The organism is Stutzerimonas sp. FeSN7 (assembly GCF_030263795.1).
Lineage (GTDB): Bacteria > Pseudomonadota > Gammaproteobacteria > Pseudomonadales > Pseudomonadaceae > Stutzerimonas > Stutzerimonas stutzeri.
Map to the genome: position 1 here is coordinate 2,585,732 of NZ_JARPMN010000001.1, position 17,775 is coordinate 2,603,506.

The window sequence follows — 17,775 nt, forward strand, 5'->3', positions numbered from 1 at the left end:
TGATGGAAATCGGGACTCTTCGTGGCCTGGGCACAATTCTGGTATTCGTCGCCTTTATTGGCGTGGTGCTCTGGGCCTACAGCAGCAAACGCAAGCAAAGCTTCGACGAAGCCGCCAATCTGCCCTTCGCGGACGACGAGACCGACGCCAAGAAGCGTGATGAAGAAGCTTCCAGGAGTAAGAAATAAATGACCTCGTTTTGGAGTTGGTACGTCACCCTGCTGAGCCTCGGCACCATTGCCGCGCTGGTCTGGCTGCTACTGGCAACTCGCAAGGGCCAACGCCCTGACAGCACCGAAGAAACCGTTGGCCACTCCTATGACGGCATCGAGGAGTACGACAACCCGCTGCCGCGCTGGTGGTTCATGCTGTTCGTCGGCACCGTGGTGTTCGCACTCGGCTACCTGGCACTCTACCCCGGCCTGGGCAACTGGAAAGGCCTGCTGCCCGGCTATGAGGACGGCTGGACTCAGGTCAAGGAATGGCAGCGCGAGATGGACAAGGCCGACGAGCAGTACGGCCCGCTGTACGCCAAATACGCCGCCATGCCGGTAGAGGAAGTGGCCAAGGACCCGCAGGCGCTGAAGATGGGTGGCCGTCTGTTCGCCTCCAACTGCTCCGTCTGCCACGGCTCCGACGCCAAGGGCGCCTATGGCTTCCCCAACCTGACCGACGATGATTGGCTGTGGGGCGGCGAGCCCGAGACGATCAAGACCACCATCCTGCATGGCCGTCAGGCTGCAATGCCGGCGTGGAAGGACGTGATCGGCGAAGAAGGCATTCGCAACGTGGCTGGCTACGTTCGCAGCCTGTCCGGCCGTGATACCCCAGAGGGTATTAACGTCGACATTGAGCAGGGTCAAAAAATCTTCGCGGCCAACTGTGTAGTCTGCCATGGACCGGAAGCCAAGGGCGTTACAGCCATGGGCGCGCCGAACCTGACCGACAACGTTTGGCTGTATGGTTCGAGCTTCGCTCAGATCCAACAGACCCTGCGCTACGGTCGCAATGGCCGCATGCCTGCCCAGGAAGCGATCCTTGGCCATGACAAGGTTCACCTGCTGGCAGCCTACGTCTACAGCCTGTCGCAGCAACCGGAGCAGTGATTGACCGAGGTCGGGAGTGACGACCTGTCACACCCGACCTCAACGCTCCGGGCGTACCATTCGCAGCTGGACAGAAAAATGATCCCGGTTGGCACGTATCGGCCGGGACACCCACCTTCCGCCGTGGTACGCACTCGATGACTGAGCAGATCCCCGTTCGTGATGTAACCCCTCCGTCCAAGGCAGGAGCGTCCGCTGACCTCTATGCCGCGCGTGAAAAAATCTACACCCGAGCCTTCTCCGGCCTGTTTCGCAATGTCCGCCGCGTCGGCGGAGCGGTTCTCTTCATCCTTTATTTCGGCACCGCATGGATCAACTGGAACGGCCGACAGGCTGTCTGGTGGGATCTTCCGGAGCGCAAATTCCATGTCTTCGGGGCTACCTTCTGGCCTCAGGACTTCATGCTGTTGTCGTGGCTGCTGATCATCTGCGCCTTCGGCCTGTTCTTCATCACTGTGTTCGCCGGCCGCGTATGGTGCGGCTACACCTGCCCACAAAGCGTGTTCACCTGGGTTTTCATGTGGGCCGAAAAGGTCACCGAGGGTGATCGCAACCAGCGCATGAAGCTGGACAAGGCTCCCATGAGCGGCGGCAAGTTCATCCGCAAGCTGGGCAAGCACAGCATCTGGCTGTTCGTCTCCTTCGCGACGGGGGTCACCTTTGTCGGGTACTTCACCCCCATCCGCGAACTGGTACCTGACCTACTCACCTTGCAGGTTGGCGGCTGGGCCTTGTTCTGGGTGGCTTTCTTCACGCTCGCCACCTACGGCAACGCCGGCTATCTGCGCGAGCAGGTCTGCATCTACATGTGCCCGTATGCACGCTTCCAGAGCGTGATGTTCGACAAGGACACGCTGATCGTTTCCTACGATCCGCGCCGCGGCGAGAAGCGTGGCCCGCGCAAGAAGGACGCCGATTACAAGGCCATGGGCCTGGGTGATTGCATCGACTGCACCATGTGCGTGCAGGTCTGCCCGACCGGCATCGACATCCGCGACGGTCTGCAGATCGAATGTATCGGCTGCGCGGCCTGTATCGATGCGTGCGACGCGATCATGGACAAGATGAACTACCCACGCGGGCTGATCAGCTACACCACCGAACACAACCTGTCCGGCCAGAAGACCCATCTGCTGCGTCCGCGGCTGATCGGTTACGCGGTCGCGCTGCTGGCGATGATGGGGCTGTTCACCTATGCCGTGTATGATCGCCCGCTGGTCAAGCTGGACGTGCTCAAGGATCGCGTGCTCTATCGCGAGAACGAGCAAGGCAATATCGAGAACGTGTACACCCTCAAGGTCATGAACAAGGCTCAGCGCGAGCAGACCTTCGTGATCGAGGCCTCGGGTCTCGACGGCCTGGTCTATGAGGGCCGAAGCGAGATACGGGCCGAAGCGGGTGAGCTGGTGACCGTGCCGGTGGAACTGTCCATCGCACCGGAGAAGCTGCCCTCGAGCACCAATGAGATCGTCTTCCATGTCCGTTCGGTAGACGACGAATCGATCAATGACGATGCCGACAGCCGTTTCATCGGCCCAAGCATCCGCTAGAAAGGTAATGCATGCGCTCCGATAACGAACAAACACGTTGGTACACCCAGTTCTGGGCCTGGTTTGTCATCGCGATTCTGCTGAGTTCGGTTGTGTTGGGGGTGTCGTTGCTGACGATTGCCATCCGCAACGCCGATACGCTGGTGGCGGACAACTACTACGATGCCGGCAAAGGAATCAACCAGTCCCTCGAGCGCGAAAAGCTGGCGGAGCGTCTGGAGATGCAGGCCCGTATCGTCCTCAATGACGAGCGCGGTCTGGCCGAGGTGCAGCTGAGCGGTGCGAGCCGGCCTCAGCAACTGGTGCTGAATCTGCTCTCCCCGACCCAGCCGGAGCGTGACCGCCGCGTGGTCCTGCAACCGCAGGGCGATGGCATCTATCAGGGACAGATGCAGGAGTCGATCACCGGCCGACGCTTCATCGAGCTCCTCGGCCGAGAAGGCGACCAGGACTGGCGCCTGTATGGTGAAAAGACGGTTGAAACCGGCCGCGCGCTCGAACTGAAGCCTTGAGCTGCTGATGGCAAAGCCCCTCCCCTGCTACCACTGCGGGCTGCCGGTTCCTCCCGGCAGCCCCTTTCAGGCCCGCGTGCTGGGTGAGACGCGGGCCTTGTGTTGCCCGGGCTGTCAGGCGGTGGCCGAAGCCATCGTCAAGGGCGGCCTGGAAAGCTACTACCTGCACCGCAGCGACACGGCGATCAATCCCCAGGCGCTCCCACAGGAGCTCAGCGAGGAAATGGCGTTGTACGACCGCAAGGACGTACAGCAACCTTTCGTTCAGCACCAGGGCGAGCTGGCAAGCACGTCCCTGATGATCGAAGGCATCAGCTGCGCGGCCTGCGGCTGGCTGATTGAACGCCATCTGCGCAACCTGAAGGGCGTGGCCGAGGCCAACCTCAACCTGTCCAATCATCGCCTGAACGTGCGCTGGAGCGATGCGCAGTTACCGCTCAGCGAGCTGTTGGGCGAACTGCGCCGCATCGGCTACGCGGCCCACCCGTATCAGGCCGACCAGGCGGCCGAACGCCTGGCGAGCGAGAACCGGCGCTCGTTGCGCCAACTGGGTGTCACCGGCCTGCTCTGGATGCAGGTCATGATGGCAACCATGGCGACCTGGCCGGAGTTCAACCTGGACCTGTCGGAGAGCTTCTTCGTCACCCTCCGCTGGACCGCGCTGCTGCTGACCACGCCCATCGTCTTCTACTGCTGTACCGATTTCTTCAAGGGTGCGTTACGGGATCTGCGTACCCGCCACCTGACCATGGACGTGTCGGTATCGCTGGCCATCGGCGGCGCCTATGTCGCCGGCATATGGTCGACCGTCACCGGCCAAGGCGAGCTTTATTTCGATGCGGTGGGCATGTTCGCCCTCTTTCTGCTGGCCGGGCGATACCTGGAGCGCAGGGCACGCGAGCGCACGGCGGCCGCCACCGCGCAACTGGTCAACCTGCTGCCGGCGTCCTGCCTGAAGCTGGATGCCGACGGTCACAGTCACCGCATCCTGCTCAGCGAACTGCAGCTCGGTGACCAGGTGCTGGTGCAGCCCGGCGGATTGATCCCGGCTGACGGCGTGATTCTCAGCGGGCAATCCAGCGTCGACGAGTCGGTTCTAACGGGGGAATACCTGCCTCTTCCACGCGGTGCCGGCGATTCGGTTACCGCCGGCACCCTCAATGTCGAAGGCCCGCTGACCGTGGAGGTCCAGGCACTGGGCGACGACACCCGGCTGTCCGCCATTGTCCGCCTGCTGGAACGCGCCCAGGGCGACAAACCCAAGCTCGCCGAACTGGCTGACCGCGTCGCCCAATGGTTTCTGCTGGTGGTGCTGGTGGTGGCCAGCATCGTCGGCCTGGTCTGGTGGCAGATCGACCCGCAACGCGCCTTCTGGATTGTCCTCGCGCTGCTGGTAGCAACCTGCCCCTGCGCCCTTTCGCTGGCGACCCCCACTGCGCTGACGGCGGCCACCGGCACCCTGCATAAGCTCGGCCTGCTGTTGACCCGCGGACATGTCCTGGAAGGCCTCAACCAGATCGACACCGTTGTTTTCGACAAGACCGGGACCCTCACCGAAGGGCGCCTCACGCTCTGCGCCGTGCACCCGCTCGGTGAGCTCGATGCCGATAGCTGTCTCGCGCTGGCCGCGGCGCTGGAGAACCGCTCCGAGCATCCGATCGCCCGCGCCTTCGGCCGCGCGCCGCTGGCTGCCGAATCCGTCGAGACGGTACCAGGCGTCGGCCTGCAGGGCAGCGTTCAAGGCCGCAACCTGCGCATCGGCCAGCCGGGCTTCGTGGCCGAAGGTTTCGCCGGTTCCGCGCCGGCCATTCCTGGCGAACACGGCCAGTGGCTTCTGTTGGGCGACGAGCAAGGCCCGCTGGCCTGGCTGGTACTCGACGACCGGCTACGCGACGACGCCCCGGCTCTGCTGGAAGCCTGCCGCCGACGCGGCTGGCGGACACTGCTGCTTTCCGGGGACAGCTCGCCGATGGTGGCGCAGATCGCCAGCGACCTGGGCATTGACCAGGCCGAAGGTGGCATGACTCCGGCGGCGAAGCTCGCCAGGCTGCAGGCATTACAGGCCGAAGGGCATCGCGTGCTGATGCTCGGCGATGGCGTCAACGATGTCCCGGTGCTGGCCGCGGCCGATATCAGCGTCGCCATGGGCTCGGCAACGGATCTGGCGAAGACCAGCGCCGATGCCGTGTTGCTGTCCAATCGTCTCGGCAGCCTCGCGCAGGCCTTCGATATCGCCCGGCGCAGCCGACGCATCATCATCGAAAACCTTGCCTGGGCAAGTCTGTACAATGGCCTGATTCTGCCGTTCGCCGCAGTGGGCTGGGTCACTCCTCTATGGGCGGCGCTCGGGATGTCGATCAGCTCGCTGCTGGTGGTACTCAACGCCCTACGGCTCACGCGCCAGCCGGATCCAGCGGGCCGCGGCTGATCCGCCAGCGGACCGCCCCACTGGCGCCGATGCGCAAGGCGACACGCCATTAATCGCAGCCGAAACGCTGATTTCGGCCTCTGGAGGTCCTGATGGCCGCTCTGTATATCCTGATCCCTGTTGCCGTGGTCCTGGTGGCCGTTGCGATCTGGGTGTTCTTCTGGGCAGTGGACAGCGGTCAGTTCGACGACCTAGACGGGCCGGCGCACAGCATTCTGTTCGATGACGAAGAGCCCCAGCGTCCCGCGGACGCACAGGATGATGCCAAACAGCAGCCGGAGCAGCGCAAAGGTGACTGAACTGGCTCCGCTTCTGCTTTCCGCCTGGGTCCTGGGCCTGCTGGGCGGCGGACATTGCCTGGGGATGTGCGGCGGACTGATGGGCGCGCTGACCATGGCCATTCCGCCGGAACAGCGCGCAAAGCGCCTGCGCCTGCTGCTCGCTTACAACCTGGGGCGGGTGGCCAGCTATGCCGTTGCCGGCTTTCTGATCGGTCTGGCAGGCTGGGCGATTGCGAATAGCCCGGCGGCGACGGCACTGCGTGTCGTTGCCGCGTTGCTGTTGATCAGCATGGGGCTTTATCTCGCTGGCTGGTGGAGCGGCCTGACCCGCGTGGAAGCGCTAGGGCGTGGTCTCTGGCGCCATATCCAGCCCGTCGCCAGCCGGCTGATGCCGGTAACCAGCCTGCCCCGCGCGCTCGTTCTCGGGGCACTCTGGGGCTGGCTGCCATGTGGTCTGGTGTACAGCACCCTGCTCTGGTCGGCCAGCCAGGGCGATGCGTGGGACAGTGCTCTGCTGATGCTGGCCTTCGGCATCGGCACATGGCCGGTTCTGCTTGCCACGGGCCTGGCCGCCGAGCGCCTGACGGGACTGCTGCGCAAACGCGGCGTACGCATCGCCGGTGGCCTGATGGTGATCCTGTTCGGCCTGTGGACCCTGCCGGGTCCTCATCAGCAATGGCTCATGGGGCACGGCAATGCAGCAGTCCACGGCGAGCATTCGCACTAGTCTGTCTGAGCGCGGAACTCAAGGCTCCTTCGGTAGCTGACGCTTGTGTGCGGTCTTGTCATAGGTGTCGACGATGATCTGGGCGGCCTCGTCCGGTACCGGCTTGCCCTGCAGGAAGTCGTCGATGTTGCGGTAGCTGACGCCGTGCGCCGCCTCATCAGGCTTACCCGGTGACAGCTCTTCGAGGTCAGCGGTCGGCACCTTGTGCACCAGTTGCTCTGGCGCTCCCAGCGCGGCGGCGATCTGCCGAACCTGATCCTTGACCAGACCGGCCAGTGGCGTCAGGTCGCACGCACCGTCACCGAACTTGGTGAAGAAACCCATCACCGCCTCCGCCGCATGGTCCGTTCCGATCACCAGCCCCTGACGGGCATTGGCGATGGTGTATTGAGCAACCATGCGCATCCGCGCCTTGGTGTTACCCAGCACGAAATCACGCTGTTCAGGGCTCAGCGGCTCGAGTGCTTCGGTAGCGGCCGCCAGACCGAGTACCGCGGTGCCGATGTTCACCGTGTGGCATTCATCGGGCTTGATGGTATCCACCGCCAGCTGAGCTTCATGCTCGTCATGCTGGACCTGATACGGCAGACGCACGGCGATGAAACGGTAGTGGTCTCCCTCGCCAGCGGCGCGCATCCCCTCGACGGCCCGCTGCGCCAAGAGGCCAGCAGTCGTCGAGTCGACCCCGCCGCTGATACCCAACACCAGTGTCTTCATGCCGGACTCGCGCAGGCAGGACTGGATGAAGCGTATCCGACGGTCGATTTCCGTCTGTACGGACTCCGGCCCGGTGAAAGGTGCGCAGACATGGAGCGCGGCTGCGATTTCCTGCTGACGACTGTGCATGAAACTCTCCTCTAGCGACATTTAGGATCTACTGGTTCGAAACGGAGGAAGGTGACCATCTGACCACGAATCACGGCGATCCTTCCGCATGTCGGGAGCGATCGGACCCAACGCACTAGGGTCTGATCAACTTTGATACAGGTCAAGTCCGTCGCGAGGCCCTGCACCTAGAATCCAGCGACCGCCGTCATGACCGGGAACGCCACATGCTCGACTCCATTCGCTGGGATTCCGACCTGATCCGTCGTTACGATCAGGCCGGCCCGCGCTACACGTCGTACCCGACCGCGGCCCAGTTCAATGACAAGATCGGTTCGTTCGATCTGCTCCACGCCCTGCGCAGCAGCCGCCAGGCGTCCCGCCCGTTGTCTCTGTACGTCCATCTGCCCTTCTGCGCCAACGTCTGCTACTACTGCGGCTGCAACAAGATCATCACCAAGGACCGTGGTCGGGCGCAGCCTTATCTGGAGCGCCTGGAAAAGGAAATCGAGCTGATCTCCTGCCATCTGGGCAAGGACCAGCTGGTCGAGCAACTGCACTTCGGTGGCGGCACGCCGACCTTCCTAAGCCATGACGAGCTGCGCCGCCTGATGAAACATCTGCGTCAGCATTTCAATCTGCAGGACGACGACCATGGAGACTTCAGTATCGAGGTCGACCCGAGGGAAGCGGACTGGCCGACCATCGGCCTGTTGCGCGAGCTTGGCTTCAATCGCATCAGCATCGGCGTGCAGGATCTCGACCCGGATGTTCAGCGCGCCATCAATCGCATGCAGACACTGGAGCAGACCCGCACCATCATCGAAGCGGCACGTACACTGCAGTATCGCTCGCTGAACATCGACCTGATCTACGGTCTGCCGCTGCAGACCCCGGCACGCTTCGCCAAGACGGTTGAGGCCATTATCGATCTGCAACCCGATCGCTTGTCACTGTTCAACTACGCTCACCTGCCCGAGCGGTTCGCACCGCAGCGACGGATCAACGCCAGTGATCTGCCGGCGCCTGCAGAGAAACTGGCAATGCTGGAGCAGAGCATCCACCTGCTCACCGATGCCGGTTATCGATATATCGGCATGGATCACTTCGCGCTACCCGACGACGAACTGGCCATGGCTCAGGAAGACGGCAGCCTGCAACGCAATTTTCAGGGTTACACGACCCACGGCCACTGCGATCTGGTCGGCCTGGGCATGTCGGCCATCAGTCAGATCGGCGACCTGTACTGCCAGAACCACAGCGACATCGCGGAGTACCAGCATCAGCTGGACCGGGGTCAGCTCGCCACCGCCAGGGGGCTGCGCTGCAATCAGGACGATCTGATCCGCCGCGACGTCATCCAGGCGCTCATCTGTGATTTCGAGCTCAGCTTCGCCCGAATCGAACACGATCATGCCATCGAATTCCGCCATTACTTCGCCGAGCCCTGGCCGATGCTGGAACAGATGGCCGCAGACGGACTGATCGAGATCAGCGAGAGCCATCTCATCGTTCAGCCGGCCGGACGCCTGTTGGTGCGTTCGATCTGCATGCTCTTCGATCACTACCTGCCCGAGCACGGCAACCAGGGCTTCTCGCGCGTCATCTAGCGGCTCAGACCATCGTCCAATTTTCCGACCTGCGACCCTTGCGCCAATTGGCCATAGCGTTCGTACTGAGTTAACCTTGCGCGCTATAAACCGGTTTCCAGGAAGCCCTCTATGTCCGAATCGATCAAGGTCCGTGCGCAGCGGCAAGCTCATTGCAAGGATTGCAGCCTTTCCGGGCTCTGCCTGCCCCTGTCGTTGAACATGCAGGACATGGACGCGCTGGACGATATCGTCAAGCGCGGCCGCCCGCTGAAGAAAGGCGAGACACTGTTCCGCCAGGGCGATACCTTCAGTTCGGTCTTCGCCGTGCGTTCCGGTGCGCTTCGAACATTCAGCGTGACCGATGGCGGTGAAGAACAGATCACCGGCTTCCACCTGCCCAGTGAGCTGGTCGGCCTTTCCGGCATGGATACCGAAAGCTACCCAGTCACGGCCCAGGCACTGGAAACCACATCGGTCTGCGAAATCCCCTTCGAGCGTCTCGACGAGCTGAGCGTGCTGCTGCCGCAACTTCGCCGCCAACTGATGCGCATCATGAGCCGCGAAATCCGCGACGATCAGCAGATGATGCTGTTGCTGTCCAAGAAGACTGCCGACGAGCGCATCGCCACCTTCCTGATCAACCTGTCGGCTCGTTTCAGCGCTCGGGGCTTTTCCGCCAATCAGTTCCGCCTGCCCATGTCGCGCAACGAGATCGGCAACTACCTAGGGCTGGCAGTCGAGACCGTATCCCGCGTGTTTACCCGCTTCCAGCAGAACGGTCTGCTCGAAGCCGAGGGCAAGGAAGTGCGCATCCTGGATTCCATCGGACTGTGCGCCCTCGCCGGCGGCGCCATGGACGTCTGAGTCACCGAGTTTTTGGAGTAGTAACCCGATGATCTTCGACGAATTCAGCATCAAGACCCTGATCCGCCCGGTGCCGGATTTTCCGCAGCCGGGCGTGATCTTTCGCGATATCACCCCTCTGTTCCAGTCGCCGAAAGCGCTGCGCATGGTGGCTGACAGTCTTATCCAGCGCTACGTGGAAGCCGACTTCACTCATATCGGCGCGCTCGACGCCCGCGGTTTTCTGATCGGCTCGATCCTCGCATATGAGCTGAACAAGCCACTGGTACTGTTCCGCAAGCAGGGCAAACTGCCTGCAGACGTACTGTCGCAGGCCTACTGCACCGAGTACGGTGAAGCGCACCTGGAGATCCATGCCGACAGCCTGTGCGAAGGCGATTCGGTACTGCTGTTCGATGACCTGATCGCCACCGGCGGCACCCTCCTCGCCGCTGCCCAGCTGGTGCGACGCATGCGCGCCAGCATCCATGAAGCCGCCGCGATCATCGACCTGCCCGAGCTCGGCGGATCGCAGAAGCTGCAGGACATTGGCATTCCAACCTTTACCCTGACCGCTTTCGCGCTGAGCGACCGCTGATCAGTTACGGCCTCGACGCGATCTAGAGGAGCCGCTGTGCCAATGACTCTCTGGCGCTGCCTGCTGATTCTTGCGCTGGCCTTGGCCACACCCGCATTGGCGCTGGATCGCGACGTCCTGCTGGATCAGGCCAATATCCTCCTGTTGCCCCGTGAGCGCGCGATACCGCCTCTGGAACTGGTCGACCAGGATGGCCAGCGGTTCGACACGCGATCGTTACAGGGACGCTGGCATATTCTGTTCTTCGGCTTCACCGCCTGCCCGGATATCTGCCCGACCACGCTGAGCGACATGCGCCGGCTGTTCAGCCAGCTCCCGAAGGAAACCCGCGACCAGCTGCAGCTGGTATTGATCACTGCCGATCCTGCGCGTGACACACCTCAGCAGCTGAAAACGTACCTGGACTACTACCGCGGCGGGTTCAACGGCCTCACCGGCGATATGGAGCAGCTGCAGCGGCTGTCCAGGGCACTGGGCCTGCCATTCGTTCCAGCAAGCGAGACGCAGGGGGACTACAGCGTCAGCCATAGCGGCAATCTGGCCTTGGTGGGCCCCGACGGCACGCTGCGGGGGCATATTCGTGCCCCGCTCCAGCTCGAGGGGTTGCGGCGGATGTTGCCGCAGATCGTTGATACAGAACGCTGACGAGCCCTTCGCACACGCGCAGCTCGAAAGCAATCAAGCAGTCAGTGGCAATCCAGGGTGTCGGCCAACACATAGGCCTGAAAGGCAACTTCGTCGATCCACTGCTGCGTCAGCTTTGCCAGGCGCCCGTCCACACTCCATTGCGCGACGAGTGCGTCGATTTCCTGCTGTAACCCCGCCTGATCCGCGGTCAGCCGAAGCTGCCGCTCGGCATCCGCCAGCGGCGGCAGCAGGCGCTTGTAGCGGCGCCACTCCGGCAACGTAGCCAGTTCGGTCAGCAAGGCTTCATCCTCGACAACGGCCTGGCACTCGCCCAGCTTGAGACCGATAAGCGCATGCGCCGAGCTGGGATACTCTCGCGGCGATGCCACAAAACGCTCGCGCAGCACTGGCGCATAGGGGCTTGCAGTACTGACGCAGACGGATTGGTCGCGAAGTTCCGCCCAGGCGGCGGGCCCTGCGTCGGTGGGGACAAGAGCCGCGGGGACAGCGCGATAGTAAGTGGTCACGCCACGTTGCTGGCTGGCCTCCACGCGCACGCCGACCTGCCCTTCCGGCACCCCGAACTGCACCGGGCGCCCGAGTTCGACGCCAAGCTGCTCGGCCAGCGCCGCCTCGAAACTTTCGGTCTCGCTGCTCGACAGCACGCGATGCTCGGGCAACTCCATCCGCAGCGACTCGGTCAGCCCCACTGCGGGCGTGAACAAGGCGAGCCAGAGAACGATGTGCGAAAAGACAGGCACTGGCCGAACCTCAGACGTACTGATAGCGCAGCATCCGCTGCTTGAACTTCTCCAGCACCACCTGATCGATCAGGGTGGCAAGAATGGCGATCACCAGAATGTTCATCATGACTCCCACCATATCGGCGATCTCCCCGGAGTAAGCCAGCGAGCGCCCCAGCCCCTGGCCGAAGCCGATCAGCATCTCGGCAGAGATCAGTGCACGCCAGGCGTTGCCGAAGGCCAGCTGGGCGCCGGTGATCAGCTCGGGCATCACCGCCGGGAGATAGACGCGCCGCAGCAGCTGCCAACGCGAAGCGCCCATCACCCGTGCGGCAGAGACATGCACCGGCTGCACACTCTCGGTGGCGTTCATCACCGAAAGCGCCATCGGGAAGAACGCCGCCAGCGCCACCACGACGATGATCGGCAGATTGCCGAACCCCATCACGATCAGGAACAGCGGCACCCAGGCAATCGACGGAATCGACTGCAGGATAACGATGGCCGAGCGCAGGATCTCGCGGAAGAAGAACAACACGCCGCCGACAAGGCCGAAACCGATGCCGAACAGCAAGGCGAAGCCGTAGCCACTGCCCAGGCGGCTCATGCTGCCATACAGGCCGTCGCGGAACTCGGGTTGCTGGATGGTGGTGATCAGGCGCTCGACCACGGTCGGGATACCCGGCATGAGGAATGCCGGCAGACTCCAGGCCGCCGCCTGCCAGATCAGCAGAATGAACAGGATGGCCAGAACGACGGCCAGGTATTTCTTCGGGCCGGTTAGACGACGAGCCTGACTCATGGGTGCGCTACCTCCGTCTTGATACCCAACAGGCTGAGAATCTCCTTACGCTCGGCAGCAAACGCCGACAAGTCGTGGCTTTTCTCACAATGGGTGAAGTTGAAGGTCTTGAGCACTCGAGTCGGCCGCGGGCTGAACACCAGTACGTGATCGGCGAGATAGAGCGCCTCGTCCACATCATGGGTGACCAGCAGCACGGTCGGCTGATGCTCCTCGATCAGCTCGCGCAGCACGTCCTGCAGTGCCATGCGGGTCAGAGCATCGAGGGCGCCGAACGGTTCATCCAGCAGCAGCACCTCCGGTTTGGCGATAAAGGCGCGGGCCAGCGCGGTGCGCTGGCGCATACCGCCAGAAACCTGGTGGGGATAGTAATGCTCGAAGCCATTTAGCCCGACACGCTCGAGCCAGACACGCGCCTGCTCGAAGGCCTCGCTCTTGGCGACGCCTTGCAGCTCGAGCGCCATGGCGACATTGCCTTGCAGGCTCAGCCAGGGGTACAGCGCATGCTCCTGGAACACCAGGGTACGTCGCGGGCTCGGCTCGGTGATCGGCTTGCCATCGGCAAGCACGCGGCCAGCGCTGGGCTTCTCCAGCCCCGCCACCAGGTGCAACAAGGTCGACTTGCCGCAGCCCGAAGGCCCGACCAGGGCGACCAGCTCGCCCTGGGCGAACTCGCCGCTGAACCCCTTGATGACTTCGAGCTGCCCGAAGCGCTTGTCTACATCTTCAAACCTGAGCTGCATAAAAATCCGCAAATCCAGAAACGAAACGGCCCGGCAATGCGGGCAAAATGAATGGCCCGACTCAGGGTCGGGCCTTTGTGTTGCCGAAAGGCACAGCGCCGATCAGAGTTCCCGTGCTTCCTGCCAGCTCAGATCGAGAATGGCTCGGGTATCGAACGGCTTGCCATCGCGAGTCTTCAGCGAGCCCTGCTCCTGCAGGATGTCAGCAAGCTCCTGAATACGGGCCAGATCGTCGTCGCCAAGCTTGGCGCTGAAGGTCTGGGTGCCAATGGCCTCCTCGATGACCACCTCGCGGGCCAGTTCGCCGCGCTTGAGGGTTTTCAAGGTTGGCTCGGCGATGAAGTAGCCGGCGATCAGCTTCGCCGCTTCGGCCGGCTGCTTGTCCAGCAGTTCGATGGCATCGCGCTGAGCATCCAGGGATTTCCAGACGGCATCCTTGCGCTTGGCCAGGGTGTCGCCGGAGGTGATCACCACCATGCACGGGAACGGCCACACTTCGCCGATCTCGTAGACCTGGCGAACCGGCGCCACCAGCTGTGCGATGCGGTCGTAGGGCTCGAACAGGAAGGCGGCATCCACTCGCCCGGATACCAGCGACTGCACCGCAACTGCCGGGCTGACGCCCATGATGTTGACATCGCTCGGCTTGAGGCCGGCATTCTTCAAGGTCACGCCACGCAGCACCGCATCGGCAGTGCTGCCTTCGCGCTGCGAAGCCAGTGTGCGGTCCTTGAGGCCTGCAACGTCCTGGATGTCGGTATCTTCACGCACCAGGATCGAGTGATAACCTTGCTGCGCACCACCCACCACCTTCAGATCGGCCCCTTTGGACGCCCAGGCCACCGCATTGGTAAAGCCCAGCACACCGGTATCCAGCTGACCGCCGACGATGGCCTTGATCAGATCGGTGCCCGAACTGAACTCGATCAGTTCGACGTCCAGGCCGTGCTTCTTATACAGCCCTGCCTCGTGGGCGACCATGGCCTGGGCATCGTCCATCACCCGGATGTAACCTACCTTGAACTTTTCCTGCGCCTGCGCGAACGCACTCAGGAGCACAAGAGCAGGAACCAGCCAGAGCTTCGCTTTCATTTCGACCTCGATTCGGATAGCCAGCGCATATAACCAAAACAAAGCAGTATATTCGCTTTGGTTATCTAACGTTTATGGCTTAGAACTTTACCCGAACTATCTGCAGAACGGCACTAGCAAGTAGCAATAAGCTAAAGACGTCGAGTTATAGGCTGATCGGCTTGCGCCCTGCGAGGGCGTGAGCCAGTGTGCCGCCATCGACCAGGTCCAGCTCGCCGCCCAGTGGAACACCATGGGCAATTCGGCTGATGGTCAGACCTTTGGGAATGAGCATCTGTGCGATGTAGTGCGCGGTGGCTTCCCCTTCGACAGTGGGGTTTGTTGCCAGGATGACTTCGCTGAATGCGCCATCCGCCACCCGCCCCAGCAGCTCGGGAATACCGATGGCCTCCGGCCCCAGGCCATCGAGCGGAGACAGATGTCCCTTGAGCACGAAGTAACGCCCACGGAAGCCCGTCTGCTCGACCGCAAACACGTCGACCGGGCTCTGCACCACGCATAGCAGGGAATCATCGCGCCGCGGGTCAGCGCACTGCGGGCAGAGTTCGTCTTCGGTCAGCGTACGGCACTGCCTGCAGTAGCCGACCCCTTCCATCGCCCGGGTCAACGCCTGCGCCAGGCGTAGACCACCGCTGCGGTCACGCTCGAGCAGCTGCAGCGCCATGCGTTGCGCGGTCTTCTGTCCTACGCCAGGAAGAATGCGCAGGGCATCGATGAGTTGCCGAATCAGCGGGCTGAAGCTCATGTACGTCTCGAAATGGAATCACTGAAAAAACCGGCCGCCCCACAGCGAGGGGGCGGCCCGGCTGGAACTGCGCGCTGGATCAGAACGGCATCTTGAAGCCCGGCGGGAGCTGCATGCCTGCGGTCATGCCGGCCATCTTCTCCTGGCTGTTCTGCTCGATCTTGCGTACCGCATCGTTGACGGCCGCAGCGATCAGGTCTTCGAGGATTTCCTTGTCTTCCTGCATCAGGCTGTCATCGAGGCTGACGCGCTTGACGTCATGACGGCCGTTCATCACCACGCTGACCAGGCCGGCACCGGATTGGCCAGTGACTTCGGCGTTCGCCAGCTCTTCCTGCATCTTCTGCATCTTTTCCTGCATCTGCTGCGCCTGCTTCATCAGGCCGGCCATGCCACCTTTCATCATGGGTATCACCTCAATTCGATCAGGGTTCTGAGTGTTCTACGGGTTCGATGGTGCCTTCGCGGATCACCGCGGCGAACTGCTGCATCAACTGCTGGACCAGCGGGTCCGCATGAATAGATTGTTCAGCGGCGCGCTGTCGCTCGGCGCGACGACGCTGCGCGGCCTGCGCCGGCGTTTCCTGCTCGGGCTTCTGCAGCACGATATCGAGCTGCAACGTACGCCCGTGGTACTGATTCAACGCATCGTTCAACCTGCGCTGCTGCGTCGAGTTGAACAGGGCACTCTGGGCCGGGTCGAGGTGCATCAGCCAGCGATCGCCCTCCACCGAAATCAACGTGCAGTTGGCCGCGATGCTGCCGGTCAGGCCGGACAGACCGAGCTTGAGATAGAGCTCCAGCCATTCGGCAGCCAGCCCGGTGGCAGGCTCAACTGCCGGCAGCGGTTCGACCTCCTGCTGGTCCGTCTCGTCCCGCTGCAGCTCCTCGAAGTAAGCCTCGGCCTGATTTTCGACCTCGAAATAGTCTTCGTCGGTCAGCGGCGGCTCATCATCGTCAGGCTCTTCGACCTGAACCACGGCAGCCACATGATCGGGTGGCCCGTCCAGTGCCGGCTCGGGCAGTATTGCATTGGCCTCGACGGCAACCGGCGGGACCTCGGGCGGTTCGTTCCAGGGTACATCGATCACCGGCACGGCCTGCTCTTGCGCAGGCGCTGCCGGCGACGTCGCCACGGCAGGCAGTTCGGGGGCCACTGTGGCCACCGACTCAGCCGGACTGGCTATCACCACCGGAGCCGGCGCCACAGCGGCGGCAGGAGCAACCGGAGCGGGGGCTGAAACAGGCGACACGCCGGGGGCAGCGGTACCGGCCACCGCTGCAGGCTTGGAATCAGCTGTGGCCGGGCTGATTCCCAAATTCTTTAGCGATGTTCGTGGCGCGTCACCCGTATCCGCCGGGCGGAACGCCAACATACGCAGCAGAACCATTTCGAAGCCACTGCGCGGATCGGGTGCCAATGGCAGATCGCGTCGCCCGATCAGACCCATCTGATAATAGAACTGCACGTCTTCGGCTGGCAGCGCCTGCGCCAGTGCCAGCACCCGATCGCGATCGCCCTGGCCATTGTCCACCGCTTCCGGTAGCGCCTGGGCGATGGCGACGCGATGCAACACATTGAGCATTTCCGCGAGTACGCCGGCCCAATCCGGCCCCTGCTCGGCGAGATGACGAACGGCTTCGAGCAGTGCCCGGGCGTCGCCCTCGAGCAGCGCCTGCAGTACGCCATAGACCTGACCGTGATCGAGCGTGCCGAGCATCGCCCGCACATCGGCGGCCAGCACCTTGCCCTCACCGAAGGCGATCGCCTGGTCGGTCAGGCTCATGGCATCGCGCATCGAACCATCCGCGGCGCGACCGAGCAGCCACAGCGCATCTTCCTCGAAAGGAACGTTCTCGACGCCAAGCACATGGGTCAGGTGCTCAACGACTCGCTCCGGCGGCATGTTTTTCAGCGAGAACTGCAGGCAGCGCGACAGGATGGTCACTGGCAGCTTCTGCGGATCGGTGGTCGCGAGCAGAAACTTGACGTGGGGCGGCGGCTCTTCGAGGGTCTTGAGCAGCGCGTTGAAAGAGTGCGACGAGAGCATGTGTACTTCGTCGATCAGGTAGACCTTGTAGCGTCCGCGGCTCGGCGCGTACTGCACGTTGTCCAGCAGTTCGCGCGTGTCCTCGACCTTGGTGCGGCTTGCGGCGTCCACCTCGATCAGGTCGACGAAGCGCCCCTCATCGATCTCCCGGCAGACCGAACACTGCCCGCAGGGTGTGGAACTGACGCCCGTCTCGCAGTTCAGGCACTTGGCGATGATCCGCGCGATCGTCGTCTTGCCGACGCCGCGGGTACCGGTGAACAGATAGGCATGGTGCAGGCGCTGATTGTCCAGCGCGTTGATCAGGGCCTTGAGCACATGCGTCTGGCCGACCATTTCGCGGAACGAGCGCGGACGCCATTTACGTGCAAGAACCTGATAACTCATAACACCATCGCGGGGAACTAGGCAGGTCGGGTAGGGACAGGCCATTACTGGCCCGTCCCCCCCTAAGAACCGTACGTGCGGCTTTCACCGCATACGGCTCAAGTTTACGAAAAGCCAGCCAAG

Annotated in this window: 19 protein-coding genes; 11 read left to right on the forward strand and 8 right to left on the reverse strand. The window is 62.8% G+C overall.

Going from position 1 to position 17,775, the window contains the following annotated elements; genetic code table 11:
* Positions 1–2: 2 nt before the first annotated feature.
* The 7 genes from P5703_RS12100 (at position 3) to P5703_RS12130 (ending at position 6,604) form a co-directional block, all read left to right on the forward strand.
* A complete protein-coding gene (locus P5703_RS12100; protein WP_003294837.1) occupies positions 3–188 on the forward strand; it encodes a CcoQ/FixQ family Cbb3-type cytochrome c oxidase assembly chaperone in 186 nt (61 codons plus the stop codon).
* The gene (ccoP, locus tag P5703_RS12105; RefSeq protein ID WP_192476577.1) at positions 189–1,106 is read left to right on the forward strand and encodes a cytochrome-c oxidase, cbb3-type subunit III; all 918 of its coding nucleotides are present in this window, start codon (positions 189–191) and stop codon (positions 1,104–1,106) included.
* Between the two features lie 137 nt (positions 1,107–1,243).
* Positions 1,244–2,656 (forward strand): cytochrome c oxidase accessory protein CcoG, encoded by a 1,413-nt coding sequence (gene ccoG / locus P5703_RS12110; protein ID WP_013982572.1) that lies wholly within the window; start codon positions 1,244–1,246, stop codon positions 2,654–2,656.
* An 11-nt stretch (positions 2,657–2,667) separates the two neighbouring features.
* Positions 2,668–3,168, forward strand: coding sequence for a FixH family protein (locus tag P5703_RS12115; RefSeq protein WP_017245337.1), 501 nt, complete (start codon positions 2,668–2,670; stop codon positions 3,166–3,168).
* A gap of 7 nt (positions 3,169–3,175) precedes the next feature.
* Positions 3,176–5,596 carry a heavy metal translocating P-type ATPase gene (locus P5703_RS12120; RefSeq protein WP_285587107.1) on the forward strand — a complete coding sequence of 807 codons (2,421 nt, stop codon included), beginning with the start codon at positions 3,176–3,178 and terminating at the stop codon, positions 5,594–5,596.
* Between the two features lie 92 nt (positions 5,597–5,688).
* A complete protein-coding gene (gene ccoS / locus P5703_RS12125; RefSeq protein WP_011912984.1) occupies positions 5,689–5,895 on the forward strand; it encodes a cbb3-type cytochrome oxidase assembly protein CcoS in 207 nt (68 codons plus the stop codon).
* Positions 5,888–6,604, forward strand: coding sequence for a sulfite exporter TauE/SafE family protein (locus tag P5703_RS12130; RefSeq protein ID WP_013982568.1), 717 nt, complete (start codon positions 5,888–5,890; stop codon positions 6,602–6,604). The genes ccoS and P5703_RS12130 overlap by 8 nt, the downstream gene beginning before the upstream one ends.
* An 18-nt stretch (positions 6,605–6,622) precedes the next feature.
* On the opposite strand, the gene nadE is transcribed toward P5703_RS12130, so the two are convergent.
* Positions 6,623–7,450 (reverse strand): NAD(+) synthase, encoded by an 828-nt coding sequence (gene nadE, locus P5703_RS12135; protein WP_017245335.1) that lies wholly within the window; start codon positions 7,448–7,450, stop codon positions 6,623–6,625.
* Positions 7,451–7,656: 206 nt separating this feature from the next.
* Between nadE and hemN the strand changes: the two genes are divergently transcribed.
* The 4 genes from hemN to P5703_RS12155 all read left to right on the forward strand — a co-directional run bounded on the left by hemN (position 7,657) and on the right by P5703_RS12155 (position 11,107).
* Positions 7,657–9,039 carry an oxygen-independent coproporphyrinogen III oxidase gene (gene hemN / locus P5703_RS12140; protein ID WP_125866134.1) on the forward strand — a complete coding sequence of 461 codons (1,383 nt, stop codon included), beginning with the start codon at positions 7,657–7,659 and terminating at the stop codon, positions 9,037–9,039.
* Between the two features lie 111 nt (positions 9,040–9,150).
* Positions 9,151–9,885: a fumarate/nitrate reduction transcriptional regulator Fnr gene (gene fnr, locus P5703_RS12145; RefSeq protein ID WP_011912980.1), complete on the forward strand. Its 735-nt coding sequence runs from the start codon at positions 9,151–9,153 to the stop codon at positions 9,883–9,885.
* Between the two features lie 28 nt (positions 9,886–9,913).
* Positions 9,914–10,462 (forward strand): adenine phosphoribosyltransferase, encoded by a 549-nt coding sequence (locus P5703_RS12150; RefSeq protein WP_063543415.1) that lies wholly within the window; start codon positions 9,914–9,916, stop codon positions 10,460–10,462.
* A 36-nt stretch (positions 10,463–10,498) separates the two neighbouring features.
* The gene (locus P5703_RS12155; protein WP_285587113.1) at positions 10,499–11,107 is read left to right on the forward strand and encodes an SCO family protein; all 609 of its coding nucleotides are present in this window, start codon (positions 10,499–10,501) and stop codon (positions 11,105–11,107) included.
* 41 nt (positions 11,108–11,148) lie between these two features.
* Here the strand turns inward: P5703_RS12155 and P5703_RS12160 are convergent, their stop codons facing one another.
* The 7 genes from P5703_RS12160 to dnaX all read right to left on the reverse strand — a co-directional run bounded on the left by P5703_RS12160 (position 11,149) and on the right by dnaX (position 17,652).
* The gene (locus tag P5703_RS12160; protein WP_053527952.1) at positions 11,149–11,850 is read right to left on the reverse strand and encodes a type 2 periplasmic-binding domain-containing protein; all 702 of its coding nucleotides are present in this window, start codon (positions 11,848–11,850) and stop codon (positions 11,149–11,151) included.
* Positions 11,851–11,860: 10 nt separating this feature from the next.
* The gene (locus tag P5703_RS12165) at positions 11,861–12,634 is read right to left on the reverse strand and encodes an ABC transporter permease (RefSeq protein WP_011912976.1); all 774 of its coding nucleotides are present in this window, start codon (positions 12,632–12,634) and stop codon (positions 11,861–11,863) included.
* Complete coding sequence (locus tag P5703_RS12170) at positions 12,631–13,377, reverse strand: ABC transporter ATP-binding protein (RefSeq protein WP_013982563.1); 747 nt, start codon at positions 13,375–13,377, stop codon at positions 12,631–12,633. The genes P5703_RS12165 and P5703_RS12170 overlap by 4 nt, the downstream gene beginning before the upstream one ends.
* 102 nt (positions 13,378–13,479) lie before the next feature.
* Positions 13,480–14,469, reverse strand: coding sequence for an ABC transporter substrate-binding protein (locus P5703_RS12175; RefSeq protein ID WP_013982562.1), 990 nt, complete (start codon positions 14,467–14,469; stop codon positions 13,480–13,482).
* Positions 14,470–14,614: 145 nt separating this feature from the next.
* Positions 14,615–15,214 (reverse strand): recombination mediator RecR, encoded by a 600-nt coding sequence (gene recR / locus P5703_RS12180; RefSeq protein WP_011912973.1) that lies wholly within the window; start codon positions 15,212–15,214, stop codon positions 14,615–14,617.
* 79 nt (positions 15,215–15,293) lie between these two features.
* Positions 15,294–15,620 (reverse strand): YbaB/EbfC family nucleoid-associated protein, encoded by a 327-nt coding sequence (locus P5703_RS12185; protein WP_008567825.1) that lies wholly within the window; start codon positions 15,618–15,620, stop codon positions 15,294–15,296.
* Between the two features lie 19 nt (positions 15,621–15,639).
* Entirely contained in the window at positions 15,640–17,652 is a 2,013-nt protein-coding gene (dnaX, locus tag P5703_RS12190; RefSeq protein ID WP_285587116.1) for a DNA polymerase III subunit gamma/tau, read from the reverse strand.
* Positions 17,653–17,775 lie beyond the last annotated feature (123 nt).

What these genes read in the sequence shown, in the direction of transcription:
- ccoP (WP_192476577.1), top strand. Translation starts at nt 189, where the DNA reads ATGACCTCGTTTTGGAGTTGGTACGTCACCCTGCTGAGCCTCGGCACC.
- P5703_RS12165 (WP_011912976.1), bottom strand. Translation starts at nt 12,634, where the DNA reads ATGAGTCAGGCTCGTCGTCTAACCGGCCCGAAGAAATACCTGGCCGTC.
- fnr (WP_011912980.1), top strand. Translation starts at nt 9,151, where the DNA reads ATGTCCGAATCGATCAAGGTCCGTGCGCAGCGGCAAGCTCATTGCAAG.
- ccoG (WP_013982572.1), top strand. Translation starts at nt 1,244, where the DNA reads ATGACTGAGCAGATCCCCGTTCGTGATGTAACCCCTCCGTCCAAGGCA.
- P5703_RS12185 (WP_008567825.1), bottom strand. Translation starts at nt 15,620, where the DNA reads ATGATGAAAGGTGGCATGGCCGGCCTGATGAAGCAGGCGCAGCAGATG.
- P5703_RS12175 (WP_013982562.1), bottom strand. Translation starts at nt 14,469, where the DNA reads ATGAAAGCGAAGCTCTGGCTGGTTCCTGCTCTTGTGCTCCTGAGTGCG.
- nadE (WP_017245335.1), bottom strand. Translation starts at nt 7,450, where the DNA reads ATGCACAGTCGTCAGCAGGAAATCGCAGCCGCGCTCCATGTCTGCGCA.
- P5703_RS12100 (WP_003294837.1), top strand. Translation starts at nt 3, where the DNA reads ATGGAAATCGGGACTCTTCGTGGCCTGGGCACAATTCTGGTATTCGTC.
- dnaX (WP_285587116.1), bottom strand. Translation starts at nt 17,652, where the DNA reads ATGAGTTATCAGGTTCTTGCACGTAAATGGCGTCCGCGCTCGTTCCGC.
- P5703_RS12150 (WP_063543415.1), top strand. Translation starts at nt 9,914, where the DNA reads ATGATCTTCGACGAATTCAGCATCAAGACCCTGATCCGCCCGGTGCCG.
- recR (WP_011912973.1), bottom strand. Translation starts at nt 15,214, where the DNA reads ATGAGCTTCAGCCCGCTGATTCGGCAACTCATCGATGCCCTGCGCATT.
- P5703_RS12170 (WP_013982563.1), bottom strand. Translation starts at nt 13,377, where the DNA reads ATGCAGCTCAGGTTTGAAGATGTAGACAAGCGCTTCGGGCAGCTCGAA.
- P5703_RS12115 (WP_017245337.1), top strand. Translation starts at nt 2,668, where the DNA reads ATGCGCTCCGATAACGAACAAACACGTTGGTACACCCAGTTCTGGGCC.
- ccoS (WP_011912984.1), top strand. Translation starts at nt 5,689, where the DNA reads ATGGCCGCTCTGTATATCCTGATCCCTGTTGCCGTGGTCCTGGTGGCC.
- P5703_RS12120 (WP_285587107.1), top strand. Translation starts at nt 3,176, where the DNA reads ATGGCAAAGCCCCTCCCCTGCTACCACTGCGGGCTGCCGGTTCCTCCC.
- hemN (WP_125866134.1), top strand. Translation starts at nt 7,657, where the DNA reads ATGCTCGACTCCATTCGCTGGGATTCCGACCTGATCCGTCGTTACGAT.